A 24,473-nucleotide genomic window follows, 5' to 3' on the forward strand; every position below is an offset into this window, starting at 1 on the left:
GTGTAAAAGAGAAAGACAATGACGCCCTAATGGCGGGCGGGGGCAAGCCCCGCCCCTACCTCTGCTTATGAAATACCTGCACCTGTTCGCCACCGTTCTGCTGTTCACCGGCTGCGCGAAATCAACCGATAAAAAAGCCGAGCTGGCCGTGCAGGATTTCCTGCGCAACCGGGTTTCCACGGCCCGCAACTACGCGCCGGGCAAGTTTCGGCTGGAGCCCTACACCCGCCGCGACTCGCTGCTGTACCTAGCCCAGATGGCCCAGATTAACAATCTGCCCGCGCCGCCCGCGCCTACGCCCGCCGACACGGCCCGCATCGGCATTCTGGTTTATCACGACTACCGCGACCAGACGCCCGACGGCATCCTCATCCGCGACAGTGGCGAGTATGTGGTGCGCCTTAACGGTGAAGTACGCCTGCTGATTGCCGAGAGCGTCCGTAAGCGGCGGCTGGCACAGTAGCCCTACCTTTGCACAAGGTCATCCTTCGCAAGCGCAGGATGACAGAAAAGCTCCTAATTAACCTCCCCCATGCGCTACATCCTGCTCAACAAGCCTTACGAAGTTCTGACCCAGTTTACCGACGAAACCGGCCGGCAGACGCTTAAGGATTTTGTGGAGATACCCGAAATCTACCCCGTTGGGCGGCTCGATTATGACTCGGAGGGACTCGTGCTGCTCACCGACGACAAGCAGCTGCAGCACCGGCTGTCAGAGCCGCGCTTCAAGGTGCCCAAAACATATTGGGTGCAGGTAGAAGGTGAGCCCACGCCCGAGGCCCTGGAGAACCTGCGCCGGGGCGTAGACCTGAAAACCGGCTATACCTCGGCCGCCGAAGTGGAGCTTCTGCCCCAGGCCCCCGAGCTCTGGGAGCGGAGCAAGCCGGTCCGCTTCCGGGCCGCCATTCCCACCAGCTGGCTTCAAATCCGCATTTCGCAGGGTATGAACCGGCAGGTGCGCAAAATGACGGCCGCCGTGGGCTACCCCACCCTACGCCTGGTGCGCGCCGCCATTGCCGACATGGACCTGGGCGACCTACAGCCCGGCCAGTGGCGCGAGCTGACCAACACGGAAGTGCGCATCCTCACCGAAGAAATGGCCGCCCAGACGGCCGCGGCCGGCACCTTCAAAACGCCCAAGCCTTCCGAGTACTGGCCCGGGGGCATTCCGCCTGGCGGCAAAAAAACCGGCGGTAAGCGCGGTGGCTTCACGGCTCCCGGTGGCTCCAAAACCACCAGCAGCAAGCCCAATCGGCCCGCCGGCGGGCCTAAATCAATCAGCCCAAAACCAGCCGGCAGCCGCGCCGACGCACCTGCCCGGCCCGCGGGCAGCAAATCCACCGGGGGAAAATCGACTGGTAGCCGGCCGGCCGGCGCCAGACCTGGCGGCGGGGGCGGCAATGGAAAAACCTTCGGCACGAAACCAACCGGTGGCAAACCCGGCAGCAAGCCCGGCACGGCGGGCGGCGGGCCCAAGCGGCGCGGCTAATGCCCCGGCGGCGCCTAGTGCGGCGTGGGCTATTGGTAGTAGCGCTGGGCTTCGTGCTGCTGAACGCGGTGGCCTTTTTCCACGCCTGGCGCTTCACTCATTTTACGACTGATACTGGCCGTACCACTGGCAGCCCCGAGCAACTGACGCTGGCCGACAAGCTGTGGGTGCTGGCCACCGGCGTACGCACGCCCAAGCCGCGCAACCACACCTTACCCACTTTCCCGTACGCCACCGTGCGCTTGGCTGGCCCCAACGGGCGGCTGGAAAGCTGGTATGGCGCGGTGCCGCGGGCGCGGGGTACGGTGGCCCTGTTTCATGGCTACACCAGCTCCAAAAGCCAGCTGCTGCACGAGGCCAGCTACTTCCGCCAACTCGGCTACAACGTACTGCTCACCGATTTTGCGGGCAGCGGTGGCTCGGCAGGTTCCCGTTGCACCGTGGGCTACCAGGAAGCTGCTGATGTGGCGGCCGTGGTGCGCTGGCTGCAAAAGCGGCCGGGACCGGTTTTCATCTACGCCAACTCCATGGGCGCGGTAGCTACGTTGCGGGCCGAAGCGGAACTGGGCGTCCGGCCCACCGCCAACCTACTCGAATGCCCCTACGGCTCGATGCTGGCCACCGCTCAGAGCCGCTTCCGCTCGATGGGGGTACCCGCATTTCCGATGGCCAACCTACTGGTGTTCTGGGGTGGCGCGGCCAACGATTTCAATACCTTCGACCTCGACGCCACCACCTATGCGGCCCGCACCCCCACACCCACCCTACTTATGTGGGGTGCCACCGACCCACGCGTGACCCGCGCCGAAACCGACGCCATCTTCGCTGCCCTGGCCGGCCCCAAGCAACGCCAGGATTTCCCCGGCTCGGGTCACGAGCCCTATTGGTGGAAGCACGAGGCGCTGTGGCAGCGCACAGTGACGGGGTTTATGACCGGGCAGTAGCGCGAAGCTTCCGCTTCGCGCTACTGCCCGGCTGGCAGAAGTTCTGCCCCGCTTGATTACACGGAAAGCCAGACCGTCGCGAAAAGCCGCTGCACAACCTCTAAAAATGACAATCTGTCATTAGAAACGGGCATTTTCGGGGCTGGTACGCCTCTTGTAATTACCGGTGCACAAGGGTTTCGGCCCTTTTCAACTGACAACCTACTTTCTACTCATACAACTAGCATCATGGGCAAAATAATCGGTATTGACCTCGGCACCACCAACTCGTGCGTGTCCGTAATGGAAGGCAACGAGCCGGTGGTAATTCCAAACAGCGAAGGCCGCCGGACCACGCCGTCGATTGTCGCGTTTCTCGATAACGGGAAGGGCGAACGGAAGGTGGGCGACCCGGCCAAGCGCCAGGCCATTACCAACCCTAATAATACTATCCAGAGCATCAAGCGCTTCATGGGCCGTAACTTCTCGGAAGTAACCGAGGAGACCAAAAACGTGCCCTACGAAGTGGTGGGTGGCACTAATGGCACGGTGGCCGTGAAAATAGGCGACCGTAACTATACGCCCCAGGAAATTTCGGCCATGGTGCTTCAGAAGATGAAGCAGACCGCCGAGGAGTACTTAGGCACCACGGTGACCGAGGCCGTTATTACTGTTCCGGCTTACTTCAACGATGCCCAGCGCCAGGCTACCAAAGAAGCCGGCGCTATTGCCGGCCTCGAAGTGAAACGCATCATTAACGAGCCCACCGCTGCCGCTTTGGCTTACGGCCTCGACAAGGACCACTCCAACCACAAGGTGGCTGTTTACGACCTCGGTGGTGGTACGTTCGACATCTCGATTCTGGAGCTCGACAACGGTGTGTTTGAGGTGCTGAGCACCAACGGCGACACCCACCTCGGCGGCGACGATTTCGACCAGGTCATCATTAACTTCTTAGCCGACCAGTTCGCCACGGAGAACGAAGGCCTCGACCTGCGCAAGGACGCCATGGCTCTGCAGCGCCTCAAGGAAGCTGCTGAAAAAGCCAAGGTAGAGCTGTCGTCGTCGTCGGAAACCGAAATCAACCTGCCCTACATCACTGCTACGGCCTCGGGCCCCAAGCACTTGGTGGTAAAGCTGAGCCGCGCCAAGTTCGAGCAACTGGCCGACTCGTTGTTCAAGCGCAGCATGGAGCCCGTGAAAAAGGCCCTCCAGGACGCCGGCCTGAGCACTTCGGACATTGACGACGTGATTCTGGTAGGCGGCTCGACCCGCATGCCCCGCATCCAGGAAGACGTAGAGAAGTTCTTCGGCAAGAAGCCCAGCAAGGGCGTTAACCCCGACGAAGTAGTGGCCATCGGCGCCGCTATCCAGGGCGGCGTGCTCACTGGCGAGGTGAAGGACGTTCTCCTGCTCGACGTAACCCCGCTGAGCCTCGGCATCGAGACCATGGGCGGCGTGATGACTAAACTCATCGAGTCAAACACTACGATTCCTACCAAGAAATCGGAAACGTTCTCGACGGCTTCCGACAACCAGCCGAGCGTGGAAATCCACGTACTGCAGGGTGAGCGGCCGCTGGCTTCGCAGAACCGCACCATCGGCAAGTTCCACCTCGATTCCATTCCGCCCGCACCCCGCGGCGTACCGCAGGTCGAAGTCATCTTCGACATTGATGCCAACGGCATCCTGCACGTAACGGCCAAGGACAAAGGCACGGGCAAAGAGCAGAAGATCCGCATCGAAGCCTCGTCGGGCCTTTCCGACGCCGACATCGAGCGGATGCGTCAGGAAGCCCAGTCGAACGCCGAAGCCGACAAGGCCGAGCGTGAGAAAATCGAGAAGGTCAACCAGGCCGACTCCATGATTTTCCAGACGGAGAAGCAGATGACCGAGTACGGCGACAAGCTGAGCGCCGGCAACAAAACGGCCGTCGAAGATGCGTTGGCCGACCTCAAGAAGGCCCACGAAAGCAAGGACCTCGGTGCCATTGATACGGCCATGGCGGCCATAAACACGGCCTGGCAGGCTGCCTCGCAGGAGATGTACGCCCAGGGCGGTGCCGAAGGCGGCCAGCCCGGTGCCGACGGTGGCAACCCCTTCGGCGGCTCCGACAGCGGCCAGCCTGGCGGCAACGGCCAGCAGGGTGCCAATGCTGACGTAACCGATGTGGATTACGAGGAAGTAGATGGTAAGAAGTAAGTGTTGATTCGCGCTTTCTGAATTGACCGCGCTGATTTCTGATAAGTTTAAAAGGCCCGAAGCACCATGCTTCGGGCCTTTTTTTGCGTGGCTTGCGGGCTGAACGGCCACGGCTGGCAGTGGCGCGGAGTTGGCTTATACTGTCCTATCTTGGCCCCGATTTATGGCGGAGTGCATCGTTATCGGAGCGGGAATTGGGGGACTGGCGACGGCGCACGTGCTGCTGCAGCGGGGCCACGCGGTGCGGGTGTACGAGGCCGCGCCCGCACTGCACGCCACCGGCGCGGGGCTGGTGCTGGGGGCCAACACGTTGCAGGCGCTCGGCACCATTGGGCTGGCCGGGGCCGTGGCAGCGCTGGGCGAACCAGTAGCGGGCCTGACGCTGCTTGATGAACGGGGCCGGGTGCTACTCGATGTGGATGCCAGCCGGTTGGCGGCCCGGCGGTTCGGGCCGCACCGCAGCGTGGCGCTCAGCCACGCCGATTTGCAGCTGCTACTGCTCCGGCAGCTGCCGCCGGGCGTGGTGCGGCCGGGCCGGGCCTTAACCCACTTCACTACCACCACCACCGGCCCCGACTGCCGGGTAACGGCCCATTTCCAGACTGGCGAACCTGACACGGCCGCGGTGCTGGTGGGGGCCGACGGGCTTCATTCGCGGGTACGGCGGCAGCTGTTTCCGCATCTGAGCGCGCCGCGCTACGCGGGCTACACCTGCTGGCGGGCGGTGGTCGAGGCCAGTGACCTACGGCTGCCCGCTGCTACGGGTCGGTTCCGGGAAACCTGGGGCCGGGCCGGGCGCTTCGGCTACGTACCGCTGGGCGACGGGCGCGTGTACTGGTTTGCCACCCGCAACGCCCCGCCCGCCGATGCTCGCCTGGCCCGCTACACCCCACCCGACCTGCTGGCGCTGTTCGGCCACTACCACGCGCCCGTACCCGACCTGTTGCGCCGCACCCGTCCCGACCAGCTTATCTGGCACGACACGGTCGATTTGCCGCCCCTGCCCCGCTTCGCCCAGGGCCTGGTGCTACTGCTCGGTGACGCGGCCCACGCCACCACGCCCAACCTGGGCCAGGGCGCGGGCCAAGCCATCGAGGACGCCGTAGTGCTGGGTCAGTGCCTGGGTCCCGAAACCCGGCCGGAGGCAGCTTTCCGAGAATTCGAGCGGCGGCGCGGTTCCCGCACCCGGCGCATTGTGCGGGCCTCGCGGTGGGTGGGCGCCGTGGCCCAGTGGCAACACCCGCTGCTAGCCGCCACCCGCGACGTGGCCCTGCGCCACCTGCCCGCTTTCGTCACCAACTGGCAAACCCACTTTATATACCAAACGCGCTACTAAAGGCGACGGGTGGTATCAAAACTGGCCGCCAATCGGACCCAAAAAAGCCCGGCTCCTTTGCAGGAACCGGGCTTTTTAACTTCAAACTGAAACTTAAGCGGCGGCGGCCGTCTGGCCGTTCTCGCGGTCATCAATGGCCTTCTTCAGCTTGGCAATGGCCTGAGTGGCGCGCTCCTCATCGAGGCGGTTGATGTTGAGCAACATCTTGGTCTTTTCGGCGCGGGTAACTACCGGATGGTTGAGCAGGCGGATAATTTCCTCCTTCTGCGAGGCCGAAGCATAGGCCGGAGCCGCTGACTCAGCGGCGACAACCGGCTCGGCGGGCACGGCCTTCATGGCAACGGGCGCAGTTGAGGCAGCCTGCGGGGCCGTAACCGGCGCGGGCGTTTCAGCCACGGTGGGCACGTTGCCAGCATAGTCCATCTCCTCGGCCGGGGTGGGCTCGTAACCAGCGGCACGAATTATCCAGGCCAAAATATTGCGGTAAGCCTTGCCAATAGCGCGGGTCTGGGCCATGCTCATGATGGCAAATTCCTGATAGAATTTCTTACCCTGCTCCTTGCTGGAGCACACGGCAAAGCCGGCACCCACGGTCTGGCCACTCTTCAAATCGAAGAGAATCACCTTGGCCTGATACTTAATCTCTTGCTCGTTGCTGACGTTAATGACGTGCTCGACCACGGGCACGATGCCCAGGCGCGAGCCGGCGTACTGCCAGCCTTCCACGTTCACAAACTCCTTGCCCTGCACGTTGGTCGTGAGTTTGTTTTCCTTGATGAACTTGGCCAGATCCGTAGCCAGATGCAGCGTTTCGTCGGAGTGCGACAGGTCGTAGCTCTCAACTTTAGGCTTGCGAACGGGCTCTTTTGGGGCTTTGACTGCTTGGCTCATGGTGCTTTTCCGTTAGGTTCCTGTAATGACATAAATGCGTTCGGGTATATAACCCCAGCCCAGCCTTAATGGTGCAAAAATCCACGCCTTTTTATGCAATTTTTTACGTTGATTAACAGCAACTTACATTATCAATTGCCAAATTTACTAGTCCTTCACATCGAGCTAACCTATTTAGCCTATCCAACATTGCAAACCCTCTACGGTAGCAGAAGGCTACCAGCATTTACCCCATAAAAAAACGCCGGCGAATTGCCGGCGCTGGATACTACTGAGCTTATTGGCGGGGCTCTTTAGTTGGGGCCCTCCCAGATGTAGCCGTCCTTCATGGTGATGGTACGGTCGGCCATTTCGGCCAGTTGGTCGTTGTGGGTCACAATGACGAAAGTCTGGCCCAATTCTTTGCGGAGCAGAAAGAAAATCTGGTGCAGCTCCTGGGCGTTCTGCGAGTCGAGATTGCCCGATGGTTCGTCGGCGAAGATGATTTCGGGCGAGTTAATGAGGGCGCGGGCTACGGCCGTGCGCTGCTGCTCGCCGCCGCTCATTTCGGAGGGCTTGTGGTCGGCGCGGCGCTCCAGGTTCAGCATGCCGAGCAATTCGCGGGCCCGCACCCGGGTTTCCTTTTCCGAGCGGCCGGCCAGATACGCCGGCAGGCACACGTTTTCCAGGGCCGTAAATTCGGGCAGCAGGTTGTGAAACTGGAAGATGAAGCCAATGTGGCGGTTGCGAAACCGCGCCAGATCGGAGCGGCCCAGCGAGCTAACCGACTCGCCATCAAACAGCACCTCGCCCGAATCGGGGTTGTCGAGCGTGCCCAGAATGTGCAGCAGCGTGCTTTTACCGGCTCCCGATGAGCCTACGATAGACACGATTTCCGATTTCTCGATGGTCAGGTCAATGCCCTTGAGCACTTCCAGCGTATTATAGCTTTTGCGGACGTTGATGGCTTGCAGCAAAACGGGGCGGGGAACGGGGACAAAGAGAAGTACGGAAACAAATCTACGCAATGTCGGGCGTTGCGGTGGCATTGGGGGCGGAGCGGGCGTATCTTCCCGGTTCCTATGCTGCTTATGCCCCTCCCCGCTTTCCGTTTTCCGCGCTGGCTGGGCGCGCTGTCACTGGTGGCCGCCGGATTGCTGGTGCTGGCGTCCGGCTGGTGGAGCTGGCCCCGCACTGTGCCAGCCCCGCTCGTGCCCGCGGCCTCGGCAACTGCCAGTCCCGCCGGCCCACCGCCGCCCGATGGCCGGATGCGGGGCGTGAGTTGGGTGGGCACTGATTCGGTTTCCATGCTCGACCTGGAGCCGCTGAACAAGGCCGGCGTGACCTGGATTGCCCAGATGCCTTTTGGCTGGATGGCGGGCGCGACCGAGCCCTCCGTGCAGTTGCGTACCGGCGTGGCCAGCCGCCGCTACTGGGGCGAAAGCGACGCGGGCATCCTGCTTATGGCCCAGCGGGCCCGGCAGCGCGGCATCCGTACGCTGCTCAAGCCCCACTTGTGGCTGCGCGGCCCCGGCGGCAGCTGGGTGGGCGACATTAACATGACTTCCGAAGCTGACTGGCAGGCCTGGTTCAACAGCTACTCGGCTTTTATCCTGCACTACGCCCGGCTGGCCGAAGCCGGCCAGCTCGACGCGCTGTGCATTGGCACCGAGCTAGAGCGCACTGTGAGCCACGAGGCCGAGTGGCGGGTGCTCATCGGGCAAATCCGGCAGGTGTACCGCGGCCCACTTACCTACGCCGCCAATTGGAGCGGCGAGTTCGAGCAGGTGAAGTTCTGGGACGCGCTGGACTTTATCGGTGTGCAGGCGTACTTCCCTCTCAGCACCGAACCCAGCCCCAAAAAAACCCGCTTACTGGCCGGCTGGCGGGAGCCGCTACGCCGCATAGCCGCCGTACAGAAGCAGTACAACAAGCCCGTTGTGTTCACTGAAGCCGGCTACAAAACCACCGCCGATGCAGCCGCAAAGCCCTGGGAATGGCCCCAGAAGCTGGATGTGCTTATGCCCACCGACGAGGCCACTCAGGCGGCCTGCTACGCTGCCCTGTTCGAAACGTTCTGGCACAAGCCCTGGTTTAAGGGCATTTTTATCTGGAAGTGGTACCCCGGCCTGCAACCCGACGGCCCCGCCCGCCGCCACGCCGATTTTACGCCCCAGCACAAGCCCGCTGAGCGCGTAATGAGTCAGTGGTTTTTAAAGGGCGGGTGACGTAGTTCGAGGACGTAGAAACTGGGGTAAAAAGAACGTCATTCAGAGCGCAGCGAAGAATCTCGTTCGCAACGTAGTTGAACGACACATATAGTACATCAACATGCGAGATTCTTCGCTGCGCTCTGAATGACGTTCTTTTTGCCTCGTTACTTCATCACTTCTTAACCCTGTAACCTGCTCACGCCAGCAATTTATTACCTAACAATTCCTTATCCCCCACCAACTCCCAACTCAATTCTGCATACTTTCGCGGTTAGAAACCACCCCCATAACTGACCTCTATGAACATTCACGAGTATCAGGGCAAAGACATTTTGAAGCGCTACGGCGTGCGCATACAGGAAGGCATCGTGGCCAATACGGCTGAGGAGGCCGTTGCCGCTGCCGAAAAGCTCACCGCCGACACCGGCACCAGCTGGTACGTTATCAAGGCCCAGATTCATGCCGGCGGCCGCGGCAAAGGCGGTGGGGTGAAACTCGCCAAAAACCTGGAGCAGGTAAAAGAAATTGCCGGCCAGATCATCGGCATGCAGCTCGTTACCAAGCAAACCGGTGCTGAAGGCCGCAAGGTGCATAAGGTACTCGTGGCCCAGGACGTGTACTACCCCGGCGAGTCGGAAACCAAGGAGTACTACATGAGCGTGCTGCTCGACCGGGCTACCGGCCAGAACGTTATCATCTACACCACCGAAGGCGGCGTCGACATCGAGGAAGTGGCTGAGGCGCATCCCGAGAAAATCCACCGCGAGCATATCGACCCGCGCGTAGGTCTGCAGGGCTTCCAGGCCCGCAAAATTGCCTTCAACCTCGGCCTGTCGGGCGAGGCGTTCAAGGAGATGGTGAAGTTCGTGACGGCCCTGTACAAGGCCTACGACGAAACCGACTCGGCCATGTTCGAAATCAACCCCGTGTTGAAAACATCGGACAACAAAATCCTGGCAGTTGACGCCAAGGTTGACCTCGACGAAAACGCCCTCTACCGCCACAAGGAGTTCGCCGCCCTGCGCGACACCAACGAGGAGGATCCGCTGGAAGTAGAAGCTTCGGCCTCGAACCTGAACTATGTGAAGCTCGACGGCAACGTGGGCTGCATGGTGAACGGTGCTGGTCTGGCCATGGCTACTATGGACATCATCAAGCTGAGCGGCGGCGAGCCGGCCAACTTCCTCGACGTAGGGGGTGGGGCCTCGGCCGAAACCGTAGAAGCCGGCTTCCGCATCATCCTGAAGGACCCGAACGTGCAGGCCATCCTGATCAACATCTTCGGTGGTATTGTACGTTGCGACCGGGTAGCCAACGGTGTGGTGGAAGCCTACAAAAACATCGGCGACATTCGCGTGCCTATCATCGTGCGTCTGCAGGGTACCAACGCCGAAGAAGGCGCCCGCATCATCGACGAAAGCGGCCTGAAGGTGTACTCGGCTGTATTGTTGAAAGATGCCGCCGAGCGCGTGAAGGAAGTACTGGCCAAGTAGAACTGCCTGACTTTCATCTTTTTTGCCTACTAAAGAGCCCACCTGGTTTTATCGGGTGGGCTCTTTGTTTGCGCTCGGGTCAACCTTGCTGCTCGTTTCGCGTTAAGGCCACTTCCCTCTTATTGGCTTTAGCGTATGAAAAGTAAGATTTTACTCATTTCATTGTTTGCCACCAGTCTGGCTCTGCCAACTGTCGGTCAATTCCGGTTAGCAAGCCATTCCTTAGACCAGCCGATAATTGCCTACCAGACTGCCCCCGACTCGGTAGCCTATCCCCCGCTTTTTAGCTCGCCCGACTCAGCTTACTTAACCCGGTTTCGGGAAATGTTTGGCTTGGCCAATGTGGTTGCTTCAGAAAACACCGATTTGGGTAGGGCCCGGGCAATGTGCCGATGGGTGTACTTCCGGCTGGAGCACGACGGTCGCCAGACATTCAAATCGACCGATGCCTTTGACATTCTGCACGCAGCTCAGGCCGGAGAGTCGGTGCAATGCGTGGAATACGGGCTGGTGCTGGCCACGGCTTTGAATGCAGTGGGCATTCGAGCCCGGCCGCTGTACCTGAAGGCGGCCAACGTGCAGACCAAAGCCTCGGCCGCCGGCCACGCCCTGGCCGAAGCCTGGCTGCCCGACCAAGGCAAATGGGTAATGGTAGACGCCCAAGCCGATATCATTCCAATGCTCGGCCCCACTCCGCTCAATGCCTTGGAGCTACAACAGGCCCTGCAGGCCGGCCGCCCCGAACTGACAGTGCTCAGCTCTACCCGGGCTGGGGCCCGCTCCTACTTTCGGTGGGTAAAGCAGTATCTGTACTACTTCGACACTGTGCTCGACAACCGTTACGGCATCAGTAAATCATCGACCGGGCTGATGCTTGTGCCATCCGGGGCGCATAAGCCTACCATATTTCAGCGCACTACCCGTATCCGCAATATGCGATACACCAGTTCGGCAGCTACTTTCTACGCTTCGCCGGTTGCCAACGAGCGAATAGCACAGTCGGGCTTCGGGGAGTCGCAGGTTCATTAGTCTCCAGTTCGCAGTTTTATTACCTGACGCGTTTAACGCCGAACGGCCCGGAATCCAGTGAGGATTCCGGGCCGTTCGGCGTTAAACGCAGCCAGAGCTACTTCTGGCTAGCTACGCCGGCATTGTCTTCGGCTTTGAGAGAAATAGCTTTGCCATTTACGCGCAGTTCCACCTCCATATTGCCACGGGTACCTACCGAGTAAGGGCAGATGGTGTGGGCCTGACGCACCATGTCGATGCTCTTCTGCTCATCAAAGGCTTTCAGGTCTACATCGAGAATGGCTGACAGACCGTAGGCTTCGCCCTCCTGGAAAAGCGAAACGGAGCATTTTACCTCGGTGCTAGGGTCGAGCTTATCGCCGGCGCGCTGGGCAATAACAAGTAGCGCCTGCTGGAAACACGAAGAGTAGCCGGCAGCGAACAGTTCTTCGGGATTGGTGGCGTTCTTTTTGCCGCCCAGGCCCTCGGGAACCGACATTTCGAGGTCGATGATGCCGGTGGCGGAGCGGACATGGCCGCTACGGCCGCCTACGGCGGTGGCATCGGCAGTATAGAGTGTCTTTTTTTCGGTGCTTGCCATAAGAAGGAATAGCTGGTGAGAAAGAGGTTTGGCTAATTAACTGCCTAGCCCGCCGGAAGGTTACTTGACGGGGGTACAGGATTTCGCATAAAAAGCGGAAACGGGTTTGGCAAACGCGCTTTTTCTCTATAGTTTTGCGGCTCCCAAACCGGGTTGCGTAGTACAACGGATAGTATGGGAGCCTCCGAAGCTCTAGATCTAGGTTCGATTCCTAGCGCGACCACATAAAGCCCTCTGCCTGAACGCAGAGGGCTTTTTTTGTACTCATCCGAAGTGTAGCACATCCTTTACGCAAGATGCGCCGTACAAGGCGGGCGTTTACCTCAACAGTACGCCTAACTTCATCCTCTACTAAATTACCTACCCATGAACAAATACATGCTTTCCGCACTGGCCCTCTCCTTTACCCTCAGCGCCGGCTCGGCCTTGGCCCAGGGTAAGATGACCAAGAAATCGGACGACGAGAAAACCAAGGTCACGACCGAAGACGGGATGATGACCAAAACCAAAGTAGCCGACGACGGCAAGACCAAGGTTAAGGGCAAATCGGCCAATGGAGCCAAAATGAAGGCCACCACTAAACCCCGCGAGGGCGCCGATATGGCCAATATGAGCATGACTAACTCGGCCGGAGTGATGGTGGGTGGAGCTATGATGACGCCTGACAAGGACATCGTGGATAACGCCGTTAACTCTTCCGACCATACCACGCTGGTAGCGGCCGTGAAGGCCGCTGATTTGGTAAACACGTTGAAGAGCAACGGGCCGTTTACCGTATTTGCTCCTACCAACGCCGCTTTCGAAAAGCTGCCGGCCGGCACTGTAAATACGCTGGTGATGCCCGAAAACAAGGCCAAGCTCACGACCATTCTTACCTACCATGTAGTGCCCGGTCGCCTGCTGGCCGCCGACCTGAAGGATGGCCAGACGCTGACCACGGTAGAAGGCGAAACCCTGACGGTGCACCGCAGCGGCAACTCGGTGATGCTGCATGATGCCAAGGGTGGTATGGCCACGGTAACGGTAGCCAATGCCGTATCGAAAAACGGCGTTACCCACGTCATCGATACCGTGCTGATGCCGACCAAGTAAGGTTTCGGAAGCCCTGAAAGATGCAAAAGTGCCCGACCCTGCAGAGGGTCGGGCACTTTTTTTGGTTCATCCGAAAAGCACGATACTGCTTTCTAAAAGCATCAGTAACTGGCCGTTTGCGGGCGGCGAATCTTTGCCGATCTTTACAGAAAGTTTAGCGTTCCACCCTTTGTACTGCTTGATGAAACACTTTTTCGCCCGGATGTTGACCGCCGTGCTGTGCGTGGGCCTGGGAACGGCCTCGGCCCAGACCCTGCCCGCGGCCCCACCGACCAGCCTGCAAGGCCAGAGCCTAAAGGATTGGCTGCGCCAGAACTGGTATGATGGCAAGCGTGTGGAGCTGGACTATAGCACCGCCCGCGGCAAAATGTACAACTACGTAGACAACCAGAACGGGCAGCTCGTGTGCGTGTACTCGGGCTACACCGAAACCGTCCGGCTCGACTCAACCGCTACCAGCCCCAGCGTGGTTAGCCGCATCAATACCGAGCACACGGTGCCGCAGTCGTGGTTCGATGAACGTGTACGCATGCGCACCGACATTCACCACCTATTCCCGACGTTCATCACCTGGAATTCGAACCGTGGCTCTGACCCGTTTGCGGAAATTCCGGATAGCCAGACGCAGCTTTGGATGCGCGGCGCCAGCAGCCAGACGACAGTTCCGACTACCAACATCGACGAGTTCAGCGAGGACACCAACTCGCAGTTTGAGCCCCGCGAAGACCACAAAGGCAACCTGGCCCGGGCTATCTTCTACTTCTATACCATGCACCAGGGCCAGCCGTTCGACCCGGGGAAAGACGTAATTACGGCCGCGGCCGATCTGAATACGCTTTACCAATGGCACCAGGCCGACCCAGTGGATGCCCGCGAGCGGGAGCGTAACCGCCGCGCCGCCAAAAGCCAGGGCAACTTCAACCCCTACATTGCCTACCCCGACTTGGTAGCGCGCGCCTGGGGCTTCCAGGTACTGCCAACTTTCGCGTTTGCTACCGCTACCGGCAGCATTGCCGAGGGCAGCAGCGGCACCAGCACCTACACCACCAGCGTTACTATCACCCCCGCTCCTACTGCTCCGCTTACGGTGCAGCTGAGCCTAGTTGCTACGACCTCCACGGCCACCAGTGGCCAGGATTTCGTGTTAACTTCGCCCCAGACGCTAACCTTTACCGCTGGCCAGACCACCCAGCCGGTGACAGTGACCATCAACGGCGACCTGACGCCTGAGGCCGATGAAACCGTCGTTCTAGCCCTAAGCAACCCCTCTGCCGGCGCGGCCGTGGGCGGCCCGGCCCAGCATGAGTTAACTATCACCAACGACGACGGCGCGGCTCCAACCATAGCGTTTGCTACCGCCAAGGCCAGCACACCCGAAGGCAACACTGGCCTCAGCACCTATACCGTGAGCGTTACCCTGACCGGCGCGGCACCCACGGCCGCCGTTACGATTCCGGTAACGGTGCAGGCTGCCGGCACCACCGCTACTACGCCCGCCGACTACACCCTGACGACGACCAGCCTCACCTTCGCGGCCGGCCAGGTAAACCAGACCCAGACCGTAAGCCTCACCGTAGTGGGCGACCTGCTGGCAGAATCCAACGAAACGGTACTGCTGGCCCTGGGTACGCCCACCACGGGCGGCGCGGTGCTTGGGGCCATCCGCACCCACGAGCTCACCATCCTCAACGATGACGTAGCTCCGCCCACTGCTCCTTGCAGTACCTTGTTCTTCTCGGAGTACATCGAGGGAAATGCCAGCAACAGCAAAGCCGTTGAAATCTACAACCCTTCGAATGCGCTCATCGACATGGAGGGCATTACGGTGCGCCTGTTTGCCAATGGCTCTACAAACGCCACGGCCACGGTTACGCTCACCGGCACCATCGCGCCCGGCGACGTGTACGTGATTGCCAACACCGGCGTAGTCTCGCCCATCGTAAAAGCCCAGACCGATCTGGAGTCGAATCTGGGATTCTTCAATGGCGATGATGCACTGTTGCTGATGGACGGCACCGACACGCTCGACGTTATCGGCGTTATCGGGCAGCAGCCTTCCGGTGGCTGGCAGCTACCCAGCGGTGGTTCCACCACCAACGCCACACTTGTGCGCAACGCTACCGTAAACCGGGGCCAGAAGCGCTGGGCCGATGCCCGGGCCGAATGGACGTTCGTGGGCACCGACGTGTACGATAACATCGGGCGCCACACCAGTAACTGCGTGACCATTACAAGCACCACCAACGCAGCCCGTTTGGGCGAGGGAATGGATGTATTTCCGAACCCGGCCGCCGGCCGCCTACAGGTACGCCTGCCGCAGTTGAAAGGCCGGCAGGCGGCGGCTATCAGCGTCTACAACATGCTGGGCCAGCAGGTGCTCAGCCACAGCCAACTGCTATCGGCTGCTGAGGTGGCCACGCTCGATGTGCAACCGCTGGCCGAGGGACTTTACCTGCTGCGCGTAACGGCCAACGGCGTAACCTACACCAGCCGCGTGGAAGTACGCCGGTAAAAGTGCCTGCACATCCGGCCAGCAAAAAGCCCCTGACATCGGTACCGATATCAGGGGCTTTTTGCTGGCCGGATGTGCTGAAGAGGCCCGTTTTTAACATGCCTCCACCAAATCCTGGTAGTCGGGATGCTGGGCAACGTAGCTGGCCATGAAGGAGCAGGTGGTGCGCACTTTCAGTTTTTTTTCGCGGGCGTAGGCCAGGCCGGCCTTGGCCAGCTCGTCGCCGATACCCTGGCCGCGCAGGCCTTCTTCAACGAAAGTGTGCGTGAAATCTATAACGCCTTCGGTGGGGAGGCTGTAGGACAGTTCGGCCGAGTAGCCATCCTGAGATACGGTAAACTCTTGATTTTCGGGGGTGTGCTTAATTGGAAGAGACATAGAGCGAACGAAAGGAGGAAAGAATAAGGGGCGGTACGGGCGCAAGCACAACCGGACACCGCCATTTCCTGAAAGTTTACGTATGAACAGCAACGGCGGCCATCTGCGCGCCCAATTGTTGCTTATTCTCCCTTACTACTTTTCGCTTCTTATGTCGACCACTCCACTCAATCCCACCGACCCTTCCCGCGACCCTGCAAAAGCTGATCATGATACGCCTAAATACGGCGAATTCGGTCACCCCGATACCCCCGATGGCGAAAGCGTAACCAATGGCGGCGAGTCGGCCCCTTCGGTGGCCTTTGCCGAGCAGCGCGGCAGTGCCCCGCAGAATCTCGACTCTTCGGCCGTGCGCAAGGCGGAAGATGCTGAGTATGACGAGCAGCGCGAGGGATGGGCCAAAGACGACCCGCGCTATGGTGGCGGCACCCGCAACTGGCCCACTGCCGAGCCCGCCAACCGCACCAATGCCCCGGCCTCTGATGCCAAAGAGGAAAGCAACACCAATGTGGGCACCAACGATAACCCCGACGAGTTCAGCGCCCTGCGCGCCGACAACGGCCGTGGTATTCCCGGCTCGGGCAAGGAAAACGAAATGCCCAACAACGACTAGGCACGCCGCGCCCTTTTCTTCACTTCTGACCGACCTTCTGATGAGCACTGAAAAAAAGAACGAATCTACTGATAAGCAGCAAAACCAGGACCCCGCCGCTGCCCTCGACGCGAAAAACCCCAGCCTGACCGAGGAGCAGCTCAAGCACCGCGAGGAGCTCTACAGCTACAAGCGCGATGAGGAAGGCACACTCGATACGAGCAGCCAGCTTGAAGACGCCATGTCGGGCACGCCCAGCGGCGCCACCACCGGCCCCGATCCTGACATCGAATCGACCATGGATGAGCTTCGCATTAATGGCTTCAACAACCCCATAAACGACAATAACCGCTAAGCCTGCAAAGCGGTGCTTGTTCCGGCCCCTTTGCCTGCGTGGCGAAGGGGCCTTTTTGGTGAGTTGAGCCACCTGCATGTGCTGCTGGATCTATCTGCAACACAAGGGTTTCATGCTCGTTGAGTTGAATTTATTTGCTACCTTCTAGCAGAAGCATAGCAAACCTGCCTGTAGCGGTATAGCGTATAGCTACACTGAATTTTAGGTATATAGAGGCGGGGCTGTTGGTGACTGGCTCAGTGCAGTTCTACCACCCGCTTATGGCAGGTGGCTTTTTTCATTCCCTTTCCCCTTAGCACTATGACTGCTCCGCTACTTGTTCTGACCGATTTCAGCCCGGACTCAGACCTGGCCCTGCGCCATGCAGCCGCTCTGGCCGCTCTCCTGAAAGCACCGTTACTGCTGCTATATGTGCGCCGCGAGAGTCTGCTCGATCCGGAAGCTTTCACTGGCAGTATCCACCACCTAAGCGAGAAACAGATTGCCGATGCCTTCGCCAAGCGCACGGCCGGTCTGTCGGTGCCCGTCGTCACCGAATCGGTGAATGACCGTCTGCCAGAGGCCTTGGCGGCAGCCGTACAGAAGTATGCGCCAGCCCTGGTAGTGCTGGGCAAGCCCGACACCCAGCAAACGCCCGACCAGCTGGTGAGCACCACGGCCCTTAATCTGCTACGCTCTACCCATACCCCGTTACTGGTGATACCTCGGCCAGCCAACGACCCGGTTCTGCCCCAGCACTTGCTGCTGGCTATAGATGGGGAGCCGTTTAGTTTCGCCACGCCCCTAACCGGAGTACAGGAGCTATTACGCGAGTTGCAGCCCCGCCTCACGCTTTGCCATGTGGCCTCCACAGCAGAAGCCGAATCTGTAGCCGCACACGACATTTTGGCCGGAAGCCGGCTGCTGGCAGGCCTCGAACTACCGATTGAAACGCACCCTGTGGTTGACTCCGAAGTGCCCGAAGCCATTCTGCGGGCCGCCGCCGACGTGCAGGCCGACTGGTTGGTGCTACCGGCACGCCGGCGTAGTTTCTGGGGGCAATTGTTCAACCAAAGCGTAACGGCGCAGGCAGTATTGCACAGCTCCCTGCCCGTACTATTACTTCCGACTTCTTGATTCTTTGAGGTATCAGCTGTTCAGGAGGTTCTTGCTACTGTGAAAACGTCATGGTTATTGGCGACAAAGACAGCCACCGTAAGACCCGGCTCAAGGAAGGAAACCAGTTTGCCACCGAGCTCGACCACATGACCGAGTGCGTACTCGAAAACAAAACGCCCCACCCCCGGCGAAGAGGGCCTGCGCGAAATCCGCCTCGTACACGCCATCTACGAGGCCGCCCCGACAAAACGGTACAAGTGTAGTTATAGCGGAGCAGCACAAGCCTACACTGCTGATTAGTAGGTTACGGTGTAGTTAGCAGTGGTACCAGCGGGGATGAACAACGAGTCGATAGTGCGTTCGGTGATGCCGTTTTTGTCTTTAAAACTCCTCACTATTATGGGCAGGTCGCCAGCTATTGGCAGAGGGTTTTCGAGCGGCAGCCCAGCCCAGGATATTAAGGAACCGCCACCTAGAGACTGCGGGTTGAACGCAATGGAAGTACCGTAGCTGTTGTTGAAGCTAGATGCAAAGTAATTGGTGGAAACGGCCGCCGGGTTGGTAATGGAGAGCCGAACAAACGCCTTGCGAGGAATTAAATAGTCAGAAAGCCTATAAGTAGTATCCCTTTTGATTTTGTGAATAGCCTGGCTGGGTTCACCAATTACATAGAAATCCTGTTTATTGGCCAGGTAATTTATCACGAAGAAGCCCTCCGCCAGCTCTTCGTCCTTGACGAAAAAGGTCAGTCTATAATTACCATTGGCATCGGAGGTAGTACGAGCTTTGGTTTTTCCTTGGGGAAAGGGAGCACCATAATGCCACTCTGCTTCTACAGTAGTATTCGGCAGAGCTTGTTGCCCATCCGAGGTAACCAAACGTCCCGTTACCGTGGTGCAGGAGCCCAGGCAGTCCTCAATCTCGTCCTTTCGGGCGCAACCAGTAACTAGTAAGGTAAGCGCTGCTAATGTCAAGTAAGTCGCTTTCATAGCGTTTCCGGAATGTTAGAGAGAAGCAGATAGAAATAACGCGCTACGTTAACCGAGTTATCTAGTAAGACAAGAATAGCATCCACATAAGATAATGCAAAACGACAACAGCAGCGAAACTGACTTTACATTATACCTATTCACTTACCAAAACTGCTCGAAACTATGTCCTGAACCGTTCGAAAAGGGCTTTCTACAGCTAAGAGAATAGACTTCTCAACCTTTGTTCCTCTCTGAATCAGTCATCTAATTTACCACTTCACTGCTAGTCCTGCGTACCAGTTGCGGGCGGCGGCGGGCTGAAAGTAGCGGTTGCCGAAGCCATTCAGGTCGTTGCCCAGTGAGTAGCGGCGGTTGCTTAGGTTCTCACCGCCCCCGAATACATCGAGGCGCACCGGGCCAAGGCTACCGCGCCAGCCTCCCCGCGCCCCAAAAGTCCAGTAGCCGGCGGCGTAGGCGGTGTTGGCATCGTTGAGCGGCAGCCGGGCCTGATGATTGGCGGTAGGACTGAGGTAGAAGCCGTGGCGCTGGCTGAAATCGAGGCCAGCCGTGAGCGTGTGGGGCGCGGTACCCGTTAGGCGGTTGCCGCTGAAATCCTGGTCGCCGCGCTGGTAGCTGCCGAAACGGTAGTGGTTGTAGGCATAACTCACAAAGGCCCGCAGGCCGGTCGGCAGCGCAGCTTCCTTATCATCCGCACTTCCCGAAAGGTTTGCAGCTTGCGACCTGGAGCCTGAAGGTCCGAATTGCCACAGCCAGCCACTAACCGCCGCCTCGGCCCCGCGCTGGCGGGTGGTGCCGGCATTCAGGAACAGTTGGGTGCCCAGGTCGGTGGTGCGGGTGGTGATGGTCTGGCGCTGACGCTGGTCGTAAAGGGCCACATCGTAGCGCAGCCGCTGGTTCCAGAGCTGGCCCCGTGCGCCCAGCTCGAAGCTGGTGGCCCGCTCAGCCTGCAAGTCCCGGTTAATGGAGCCGTCGGAAGGCCGGATTTCCTCTTCGGTGGGCGGCGAGAAGCCAGTACTTACGCTGCCGTACACCGACAGGCCGGGCCCAAACTCGCGCAGCAGCGCCACACGCGGTGACACCTGCGGCCGGAAGTCGCGGCTTAGCGCGTAGCCGGTGGGGTTGGTAGCGGCCTCGGAAAGGCGGCTGATGCGGTAGCGCAGGCGGTTGTAGCTGGCTCCTACCGTCAGCAGCAGCTCGGCGGGCAGCTCGTAATCTGCCTGGGCAAACACGAAACCAGTGAGCGTACGGATTTCGTCGTCGTAGCGCAGCGGGCCGGGCTGGCCAGCGCGGTTCTGGTAGTTACGGGCGCTCTTGAAACCCGTTTGAGCCTCGGTGCCAGCCTGCAGGCGCAGGGTGCGGCCAGCCAGGGCAGTGCGGTAGCTGAGCACCGTACGTGCGCCTCCGCCCAGTAGCGTGTTGCGCTCGAAATCAATCAGAAAAGGCGTATTGATGCGGCTGCCGCTTAGGTACAGCGTCGAGCGCAATTGCAGTCGCTCGGTAAACCGCACCTCATGGTTGGCTCCCAGCAGACCAGTTTGCGAGGCGTAGGAGGCACGCTGGGCCACGGTGCCGGGCGCGGTGGCTGTACTGGGCCGGGCCTGGCGCGGGTCGGCCTCGAACTGGGCCCGCGTGAGGCCGCCGGGTAGCTGGTAGTCGATGTCGGTGTAGAGCGCGTGTAGGCTCAGGGTCTGGCGGTCGGTGGGCTGCCACTCGCCGTCCAGGCTGAGTACGTCGCGGCGCAGGGCGCTTTGCTGGCGGTAGCCGTCGAGGGTCTGGCGGGCATAGGCGGCCCGCAGGTAGCCGGTGGCCGTAGCCGTTTCGACGGCCGCCGTGGTGCGCCGCAGCCCGTAGCTGCCCGCCGTGAAGCCCGCTGAAACATGGGTACCGGACGTGGCGGGCCGACGCCCGGTCAGGAGGATAGCTCCGCCGGTGCCGGCCCCATACACGCTGGCGGCCGGGCCCTTGATTACTTCCAGCCCGCCTACCAAACCAGGATCGAGTAGGTTGAGGGGGGTGCTGCCGCTAGCCTCCGTAAAGGGCAGCCCTTGGTAGTACACCTTGGTATTGCGCACCCCGGAGGGCGAGCGGAGCGTGCTGCCGCGCACGCTGAGGCGGTAGCTGGCGGTAGCCCTCTCCTCCAGCCGCACGCCCGGCAGCGTGTTCACGGCCTGGGTCAGGGCGTTGTCGGGAAACCGCTCAAAGTCGGTGCGGTCGAGCACCCCCACGGCGGCGGCGGTGCGGCGTAGTGGCAGCCGCTGACCGTAGCCGGCCACCGTAGCTTCGGGCAGCGTCACGGCGCGGGCAGTATCGGGCAGGGTAGCGGTTTGGGCGAAAGCAGTAGCGGGCAGCAGCCACAGCGGCGCGGCGAAGCGATAGAACATGAGTGCGGAGGAATAAACGACGATTGCCCCTGCTAACCGTAAAACCAGCTACCGGGTTGAGTTCAGGCGAAATCTATAGTGCCGACTGTTTATCTTCCGCTCGTTATTCCCGCATTTTATCCGCGCGTTTTATGCTTCCTCTCACCCTGCCCCGCCGCCACCGCCGCCGCCTGCTGCTGCCCCCGGGCCTGCTGGCGCTGGCGTGGCTGCTGTGGCTGGGCTGCGTGGCTCTGCCGCAGGTGCGGGGGGTGGTACCGCAACATGTAATGGAAGTTGGTTTTCCGCCACTTCATAAAAATCTTTGGGGCTATCCCGTCGATGCTTCCTTACAGGAAATTGCAGCCTTCCGTCCTTGGCAAACATTGGCGGTAACAGGCAACCTGTTTGAAGACTACTTTTCCTTGCGTAACGCCCAAGCCTTTTTTCGTCACTTGGAAGCCGACCCCAATCACAACCGGGGCCTACAAGTACGAATTGGTCAGGAAGCTAGCTATTCCAGTCTGATTCAGTTATTGGACTGGTGCAATGTGTATGACATGAAAAGGTACTGGGTTGACATTCGACATGAGCCGACGACTCTATACACTTTCACTAGCAAGCCCGACCCGAATTACAAGGGAATACCCGATTGGGTTTGTGGGGTATCTGGCGGTTATCTACCTCCTGTGCTTCACAAACCATTTTGGGTGCAGTTCGACGATTTCGTCACGGCCTTCTGGGAGTTCGGTTGGTTCGCTTCACTCCTCTCCCCCGACTGGCGCAACTCCACGCTGCTGTTGCTGCTACTCGGTGCCGTGTCCGCCTACCGGCTCAGCCGGGGCTGGTGGGTTCGTTGAGTTTGCCGACGTACTATCGAGAACAAAAAGCTAACAGCTCAAACCAACATGCTTTCCCCCGACCTGCGCAAAGCGCTGCTAGCTCTGCCGACCAAAGAAAAAGACCAGTTGCTCACGAAGCTGGTGGCCAAAGATGCGGTGCTGCTGGAACAGTTGGCGTTTCGGCTGCTGGAGGGCGAGGAGGCGCTGGAAAACCGCCGCGAGGCACTGCAACGGCAGGTAGGTGACCCGGTGCGTGGCTTCCACCAGACGCCTAACGACTTGCTGCATATCGTGCGGCAGCTCCAGCAGCGGCTGGCCTACCACGCCAAAATAACGGGCGATACGCACGGTGAAATTGAGCTGACGCTGCGGCTGCTGACCAACGTGTTGCGCGAGCAGCCTGAAGCCACGTCCCGCCTGCACGGCCCTACTCAGCCGCTGCTCCAGCACTTAGTACGCCGCACTCACGAGGTGCTCAAATCTATCGGCAAGCTCCACGAGGACTACCGCATCGAGTACGCGCCGGCCGTAAACGAACTGCTGACGCTACTTTACACGTCGGCCGCCGCTCCGCTGGCCCGCGAACTGGGGGTGCCGCTGGTGTGGGGTGATGGATGAAAGTAACTCCGGCGAAAAAACGTCGTTTCTTTAGTAATGGCCGGCCCTTCTGGGCGCGGTCCGCTTTCACCTCCTTTTTCCCTGGCCATGGCTACCGTTCCCGACCCCGATCATATCCGCGTGCCGGCCCATCTGAGCGCCGCCGACCTGCAGCGGGCCCTCGATGAGCTCGACACAAAAATCCAGACCCTGCACCGGCGTGCTCACGCCACCGTGGCCGGCTCTACTGCCACCTATCAGCAGCACGCCGAGGCCCTGGAGGCCAAGCGCGCCCGCCTGCTCGAAAAGCTCGATCAGGCTACGGCTGCCTCGCCCACCGATGCGGCGGCGGCTCCGGCTGGTTCCGAAACGGGCGTGTGGGAGGAAATCCGGCGCGGCGTGGAGAACCTGCGGCAGGATTTGCGCGAGTTGCTGTAGAAGCGCCGTTGCCATTCGGGCGGCCCGGCTGGCCGTTCGGCCGGCCGGATTACCGTTCGCGGAAAAGTAGTTTCATAGGCACCGGGAGTGCGGTAGGTTTGAATCATCTACTCCAACCTCCTACCCCTTCGCCTTATGAAACTGACCATCTTCCTCCGCCCCTTCGCTGCCGCCGCCCTATTGCTGGCCGCCACCTTCCTACCTGCCGCCGCCGCTCCGGCTTCCAGCCCCACTACTACCACTGTAGCCGATAACCCGGCTGCGCATCCTAACTTTTCGGTGCGGGTGGTGGGCATGGGCGCTCCTATGCTACTGATTCCGGGCCTGACCTGCCCCGGCGCGGTCTGGGACGAAACGGTGGCCCGCTATCAGAAGCAGTACCAGTGCCACATCGTCAGCCTGGCCGGTTTCGGGGGCGCGGCGGCCCCGGCCAGCACCGATTCGCTGCTGCGCAACGTGCGCGACCAGCTGCTGACTTACATCCAGGCGCAAAAGCTGAACAAGCCCGTGGTGGTGGGCCACAGCCTGGGTGGTTTTATGGCCCTGTGGCTGAGTACTACCCGACCCGAGGCCCTGGGGCCGTTGGTGATTGTGGATTCGCTGCCGTTTCTGGCCGCCATGCAGAACCCCGACATGACCGTGGCCATGGCCCGGCCGATGGCCACCAGCATGCGCCAGCAGATGACCGGCAAAATGCCCGTCGCCATGGCCCGCCAGATGTCGGCCACGATGATGACTGATACTGCCCGCATCAGCCAGGCCACCCGCTGGAGTACGGCCTCCGACCCTGCTACCGTGGGCCAGGCTATGTACGACCTCTACACCACCGATTTACGCGCCGAGCTGGGCCGCATCAAGCAGCCAGTGCTGGTGCTCGGAGCCTGGGCCGCCTACAAAGACTACGGCTCGACGAAGGAAAGCACCAAGGCCATTTTCGAGCGCCAGTACGCCGCCTTACCCCAGCACCGGGTGGAGATGTCGGAGGCCGGCCGCCACTTTTTGATGTGGGACGATACGGCCTGGTTTCTTCAGCAGACCGACGCCTTCCTGAAACAGTCGGCCACGGCCCGGCGGTAGTTGGTATC

Annotated in this window: 23 protein-coding genes and 1 tRNA gene; 18 read left to right on the forward strand and 6 right to left on the reverse strand. The window is 60.2% G+C overall.

The genetic code is table 11. From position 1 onward, the window contains the following. Positions 1-67: 67 nt before the first annotated feature. From HW556_RS04430 to HW556_RS04450, 5 genes are all read left to right on the forward strand, one after another. The gene (locus HW556_RS04430) at positions 68-463 is read left to right on the forward strand and encodes a hypothetical protein (protein WP_176898349.1); all 396 of its coding nucleotides are present in this window, start codon (positions 68-70) and stop codon (positions 461-463) included. A 69-nt stretch (positions 464-532) separates the two neighbouring features. After that, positions 533-1,489 (forward strand): pseudouridine synthase, encoded by a 957-nt coding sequence (locus HW556_RS04435; protein WP_176898351.1) that lies wholly within the window; start codon positions 533-535, stop codon positions 1,487-1,489. Further along, positions 1,489-2,433 (forward strand): alpha/beta hydrolase, encoded by a 945-nt coding sequence (locus HW556_RS04440; RefSeq protein ID WP_176898354.1) that lies wholly within the window; start codon positions 1,489-1,491, stop codon positions 2,431-2,433. Before HW556_RS04435 ends, HW556_RS04440 begins: the two co-directional genes overlap by 1 nt. A 228-nt stretch (positions 2,434-2,661) precedes the next feature. Continuing rightward, the gene (gene dnaK / locus HW556_RS04445; protein ID WP_176898356.1) at positions 2,662-4,614 is read left to right on the forward strand and encodes a molecular chaperone DnaK; all 1,953 of its coding nucleotides are present in this window, start codon (positions 2,662-2,664) and stop codon (positions 4,612-4,614) included. Positions 4,615-4,777: 163 nt separating this feature from the next. Next, a complete protein-coding gene (locus HW556_RS04450; protein WP_176898358.1) occupies positions 4,778-5,950 on the forward strand; it encodes an FAD-dependent monooxygenase in 1,173 nt (390 codons plus the stop codon). A gap of 93 nt (positions 5,951-6,043) precedes the next feature. Here the strand turns inward: HW556_RS04450 and HW556_RS04455 are convergent, their stop codons facing one another. Continuing rightward, positions 6,044-6,841 carry a hypothetical protein gene (locus HW556_RS04455; RefSeq protein WP_176898360.1) on the reverse strand — a complete coding sequence of 266 codons (798 nt, stop codon included), beginning with the start codon at positions 6,839-6,841 and terminating at the stop codon, positions 6,044-6,046. A 293-nt stretch (positions 6,842-7,134) separates the two neighbouring features. After that, positions 7,135-7,797, reverse strand: a complete 663-nt coding sequence (locus HW556_RS04460) for an ABC transporter ATP-binding protein (RefSeq protein WP_176898362.1) — start codon at positions 7,795-7,797, stop codon at positions 7,135-7,137. 114 nt (positions 7,798-7,911) lie between these two features. Between HW556_RS04460 and HW556_RS04465 the strand changes: the two genes are divergently transcribed. The 3 genes from HW556_RS04465 (at position 7,912) to HW556_RS04475 (ending at position 11,555) form a co-directional block, all read left to right on the forward strand. After that, complete coding sequence (locus tag HW556_RS04465) at positions 7,912-9,048, forward strand: glycoside hydrolase family 113 (protein ID WP_176898364.1); 1,137 nt, start codon at positions 7,912-7,914, stop codon at positions 9,046-9,048. 284 nt (positions 9,049-9,332) lie between these two features. Then, positions 9,333-10,526 (forward strand): ADP-forming succinate--CoA ligase subunit beta, encoded by a 1,194-nt coding sequence (gene sucC, locus HW556_RS04470; protein WP_176898366.1) that lies wholly within the window; start codon positions 9,333-9,335, stop codon positions 10,524-10,526. Positions 10,527-10,850: 324 nt separating this feature from the next. After that, positions 10,851-11,555: a transglutaminase-like domain-containing protein gene (locus tag HW556_RS04475; protein WP_176898368.1), complete on the forward strand. Its 705-nt coding sequence runs from the start codon at positions 10,851-10,853 to the stop codon at positions 11,553-11,555. Between the two features lie 97 nt (positions 11,556-11,652). Here HW556_RS04475 and HW556_RS04480 read toward each other — a convergent pair whose 3' ends face one another. Beyond that, complete coding sequence (locus HW556_RS04480) at positions 11,653-12,135, reverse strand: Ohr family peroxiredoxin (RefSeq protein WP_176898370.1); 483 nt, start codon at positions 12,133-12,135, stop codon at positions 11,653-11,655. Between the two features lie 151 nt (positions 12,136-12,286). Between HW556_RS04480 and HW556_RS04485 the strand changes: the two genes are divergently transcribed. The 3 genes from HW556_RS04485 (at position 12,287) to HW556_RS04495 (ending at position 15,739) form a co-directional block, all read left to right on the forward strand. Beyond that, positions 12,287-12,358, forward strand: a tRNA-Arg gene (locus HW556_RS04485). Positions 12,359-12,735: 377 nt separating this feature from the next. Next, on the forward strand, positions 12,736-13,227 hold the full coding sequence (locus HW556_RS04490) for a fasciclin domain-containing protein (RefSeq protein ID WP_246289523.1): 492 nt from the start codon (positions 12,736-12,738) through the stop codon (positions 13,225-13,227). Between the two features lie 181 nt (positions 13,228-13,408). Next, entirely contained in the window at positions 13,409-15,739 is a 2,331-nt protein-coding gene (locus HW556_RS04495) for an endonuclease (protein WP_176898372.1), read from the forward strand. A 93-nt stretch (positions 15,740-15,832) separates the two neighbouring features. Here HW556_RS04495 and HW556_RS04500 read toward each other — a convergent pair whose 3' ends face one another. Next, positions 15,833-16,117: a GNAT family N-acetyltransferase gene (locus HW556_RS04500; protein WP_176898374.1), complete on the reverse strand. Its 285-nt coding sequence runs from the start codon at positions 16,115-16,117 to the stop codon at positions 15,833-15,835. A 151-nt stretch (positions 16,118-16,268) separates the two neighbouring features. Here HW556_RS04500 and HW556_RS04505 point away from each other — a divergent pair, with 151 nt between their 5' ends. The 3 genes from HW556_RS04505 (at position 16,269) to HW556_RS04515 (ending at position 18,180) form a co-directional block, all read left to right on the forward strand. Continuing rightward, the gene (locus HW556_RS04505; RefSeq protein ID WP_176898376.1) at positions 16,269-16,730 is read left to right on the forward strand and encodes a hypothetical protein; all 462 of its coding nucleotides are present in this window, start codon (positions 16,269-16,271) and stop codon (positions 16,728-16,730) included. A gap of 40 nt (positions 16,731-16,770) precedes the next feature. Beyond that, positions 16,771-17,064 (forward strand): hypothetical protein, encoded by a 294-nt coding sequence (locus HW556_RS04510; protein ID WP_176898378.1) that lies wholly within the window; start codon positions 16,771-16,773, stop codon positions 17,062-17,064. A 300-nt stretch (positions 17,065-17,364) separates the two neighbouring features. Next, entirely contained in the window at positions 17,365-18,180 is an 816-nt protein-coding gene (locus HW556_RS04515; RefSeq protein WP_176898380.1) for a universal stress protein, read from the forward strand. 278 nt (positions 18,181-18,458) lie between these two features. On the opposite strand, the gene HW556_RS04520 is transcribed toward HW556_RS04515, so the two are convergent. Then, positions 18,459-19,151 (reverse strand): carboxypeptidase-like regulatory domain-containing protein, encoded by a 693-nt coding sequence (locus tag HW556_RS04520; RefSeq protein WP_176898382.1) that lies wholly within the window; start codon positions 19,149-19,151, stop codon positions 18,459-18,461. Between the two features lie 251 nt (positions 19,152-19,402). Further along, complete coding sequence (locus HW556_RS04525) at positions 19,403-21,535, reverse strand: TonB-dependent receptor family protein (protein WP_176898384.1); 2,133 nt, start codon at positions 21,533-21,535, stop codon at positions 19,403-19,405. Positions 21,536-21,666: 131 nt separating this feature from the next. Between HW556_RS04525 and HW556_RS04530 the strand changes: the two genes are divergently transcribed. From HW556_RS04530 to HW556_RS04545, 4 genes are all read left to right on the forward strand, one after another. Further along, on the forward strand, positions 21,667-22,371 hold the full coding sequence (locus HW556_RS04530) for a hypothetical protein (protein WP_176898386.1): 705 nt from the start codon (positions 21,667-21,669) through the stop codon (positions 22,369-22,371). A 48-nt stretch (positions 22,372-22,419) separates the two neighbouring features. Next, positions 22,420-22,971: a hypothetical protein gene (locus tag HW556_RS04535; protein WP_176898388.1), complete on the forward strand. Its 552-nt coding sequence runs from the start codon at positions 22,420-22,422 to the stop codon at positions 22,969-22,971. Positions 22,972-23,058: 87 nt separating this feature from the next. Then, positions 23,059-23,388: a hypothetical protein gene (locus tag HW556_RS04540; RefSeq protein WP_176898390.1), complete on the forward strand. Its 330-nt coding sequence runs from the start codon at positions 23,059-23,061 to the stop codon at positions 23,386-23,388. A gap of 135 nt (positions 23,389-23,523) precedes the next feature. Beyond that, positions 23,524-24,465 carry an alpha/beta fold hydrolase gene (locus HW556_RS04545; RefSeq protein ID WP_176898392.1) on the forward strand — a complete coding sequence of 314 codons (942 nt, stop codon included), beginning with the start codon at positions 23,524-23,526 and terminating at the stop codon, positions 24,463-24,465. Positions 24,466-24,473: the final 8 nt, after the last annotated feature.

This window comes from Hymenobacter terrestris (assembly GCF_013377905.1).
Classification (GTDB): domain Bacteria; phylum Bacteroidota; class Bacteroidia; order Cytophagales; family Hymenobacteraceae; genus Hymenobacter; species Hymenobacter terrestris.

What these genes read in the sequence shown, in the direction of transcription:
- HW556_RS04430 (WP_176898349.1), top strand. Translation starts at nt 68, where the DNA reads ATGAAATACCTGCACCTGTTCGCCACCGTTCTGCTGTTCACCGGCTGC.
- HW556_RS04435 (WP_176898351.1), top strand. Translation starts at nt 533, where the DNA reads ATGCGCTACATCCTGCTCAACAAGCCTTACGAAGTTCTGACCCAGTTT.
- HW556_RS04440 (WP_176898354.1), top strand. Translation starts at nt 1,489, where the DNA reads ATGCCCCGGCGGCGCCTAGTGCGGCGTGGGCTATTGGTAGTAGCGCTG.
- dnaK (WP_176898356.1), top strand. Translation starts at nt 2,662, where the DNA reads ATGGGCAAAATAATCGGTATTGACCTCGGCACCACCAACTCGTGCGTG.
- HW556_RS04450 (WP_176898358.1), top strand. Translation starts at nt 4,778, where the DNA reads ATGGCGGAGTGCATCGTTATCGGAGCGGGAATTGGGGGACTGGCGACG.
- HW556_RS04455 (WP_176898360.1), bottom strand. Translation starts at nt 6,841, where the DNA reads ATGAGCCAAGCAGTCAAAGCCCCAAAAGAGCCCGTTCGCAAGCCTAAA.
- HW556_RS04465 (WP_176898364.1), top strand. Translation starts at nt 7,912, where the DNA reads ATGCCCCTCCCCGCTTTCCGTTTTCCGCGCTGGCTGGGCGCGCTGTCA.
- sucC (WP_176898366.1), top strand. Translation starts at nt 9,333, where the DNA reads ATGAACATTCACGAGTATCAGGGCAAAGACATTTTGAAGCGCTACGGC.
- HW556_RS04475 (WP_176898368.1), top strand. Translation starts at nt 10,851, where the DNA reads ATGTTTGGCTTGGCCAATGTGGTTGCTTCAGAAAACACCGATTTGGGT.
- HW556_RS04480 (WP_176898370.1), bottom strand. Translation starts at nt 12,135, where the DNA reads ATGGCAAGCACCGAAAAAAAGACACTCTATACTGCCGATGCCACCGCC.
- HW556_RS04490 (WP_246289523.1), top strand. Translation starts at nt 12,736, where the DNA reads ATGGCCAATATGAGCATGACTAACTCGGCCGGAGTGATGGTGGGTGGA.
- HW556_RS04495 (WP_176898372.1), top strand. Translation starts at nt 13,409, where the DNA reads ATGAAACACTTTTTCGCCCGGATGTTGACCGCCGTGCTGTGCGTGGGC.
- HW556_RS04500 (WP_176898374.1), bottom strand. Translation starts at nt 16,117, where the DNA reads ATGTCTCTTCCAATTAAGCACACCCCCGAAAATCAAGAGTTTACCGTA.
- HW556_RS04505 (WP_176898376.1), top strand. Translation starts at nt 16,269, where the DNA reads ATGTCGACCACTCCACTCAATCCCACCGACCCTTCCCGCGACCCTGCA.
- HW556_RS04510 (WP_176898378.1), top strand. Translation starts at nt 16,771, where the DNA reads ATGAGCACTGAAAAAAAGAACGAATCTACTGATAAGCAGCAAAACCAG.
- HW556_RS04515 (WP_176898380.1), top strand. Translation starts at nt 17,365, where the DNA reads ATGACTGCTCCGCTACTTGTTCTGACCGATTTCAGCCCGGACTCAGAC.
- HW556_RS04520 (WP_176898382.1), bottom strand. Translation starts at nt 19,151, where the DNA reads ATGAAAGCGACTTACTTGACATTAGCAGCGCTTACCTTACTAGTTACT.
- HW556_RS04525 (WP_176898384.1), bottom strand. Translation starts at nt 21,535, where the DNA reads ATGTTCTATCGCTTCGCCGCGCCGCTGTGGCTGCTGCCCGCTACTGCT.
- HW556_RS04530 (WP_176898386.1), top strand. Translation starts at nt 21,667, where the DNA reads ATGCTTCCTCTCACCCTGCCCCGCCGCCACCGCCGCCGCCTGCTGCTG.
- HW556_RS04535 (WP_176898388.1), top strand. Translation starts at nt 22,420, where the DNA reads ATGCTTTCCCCCGACCTGCGCAAAGCGCTGCTAGCTCTGCCGACCAAA.
- HW556_RS04540 (WP_176898390.1), top strand. Translation starts at nt 23,059, where the DNA reads ATGGCTACCGTTCCCGACCCCGATCATATCCGCGTGCCGGCCCATCTG.
- HW556_RS04545 (WP_176898392.1), top strand. Translation starts at nt 23,524, where the DNA reads ATGAAACTGACCATCTTCCTCCGCCCCTTCGCTGCCGCCGCCCTATTG.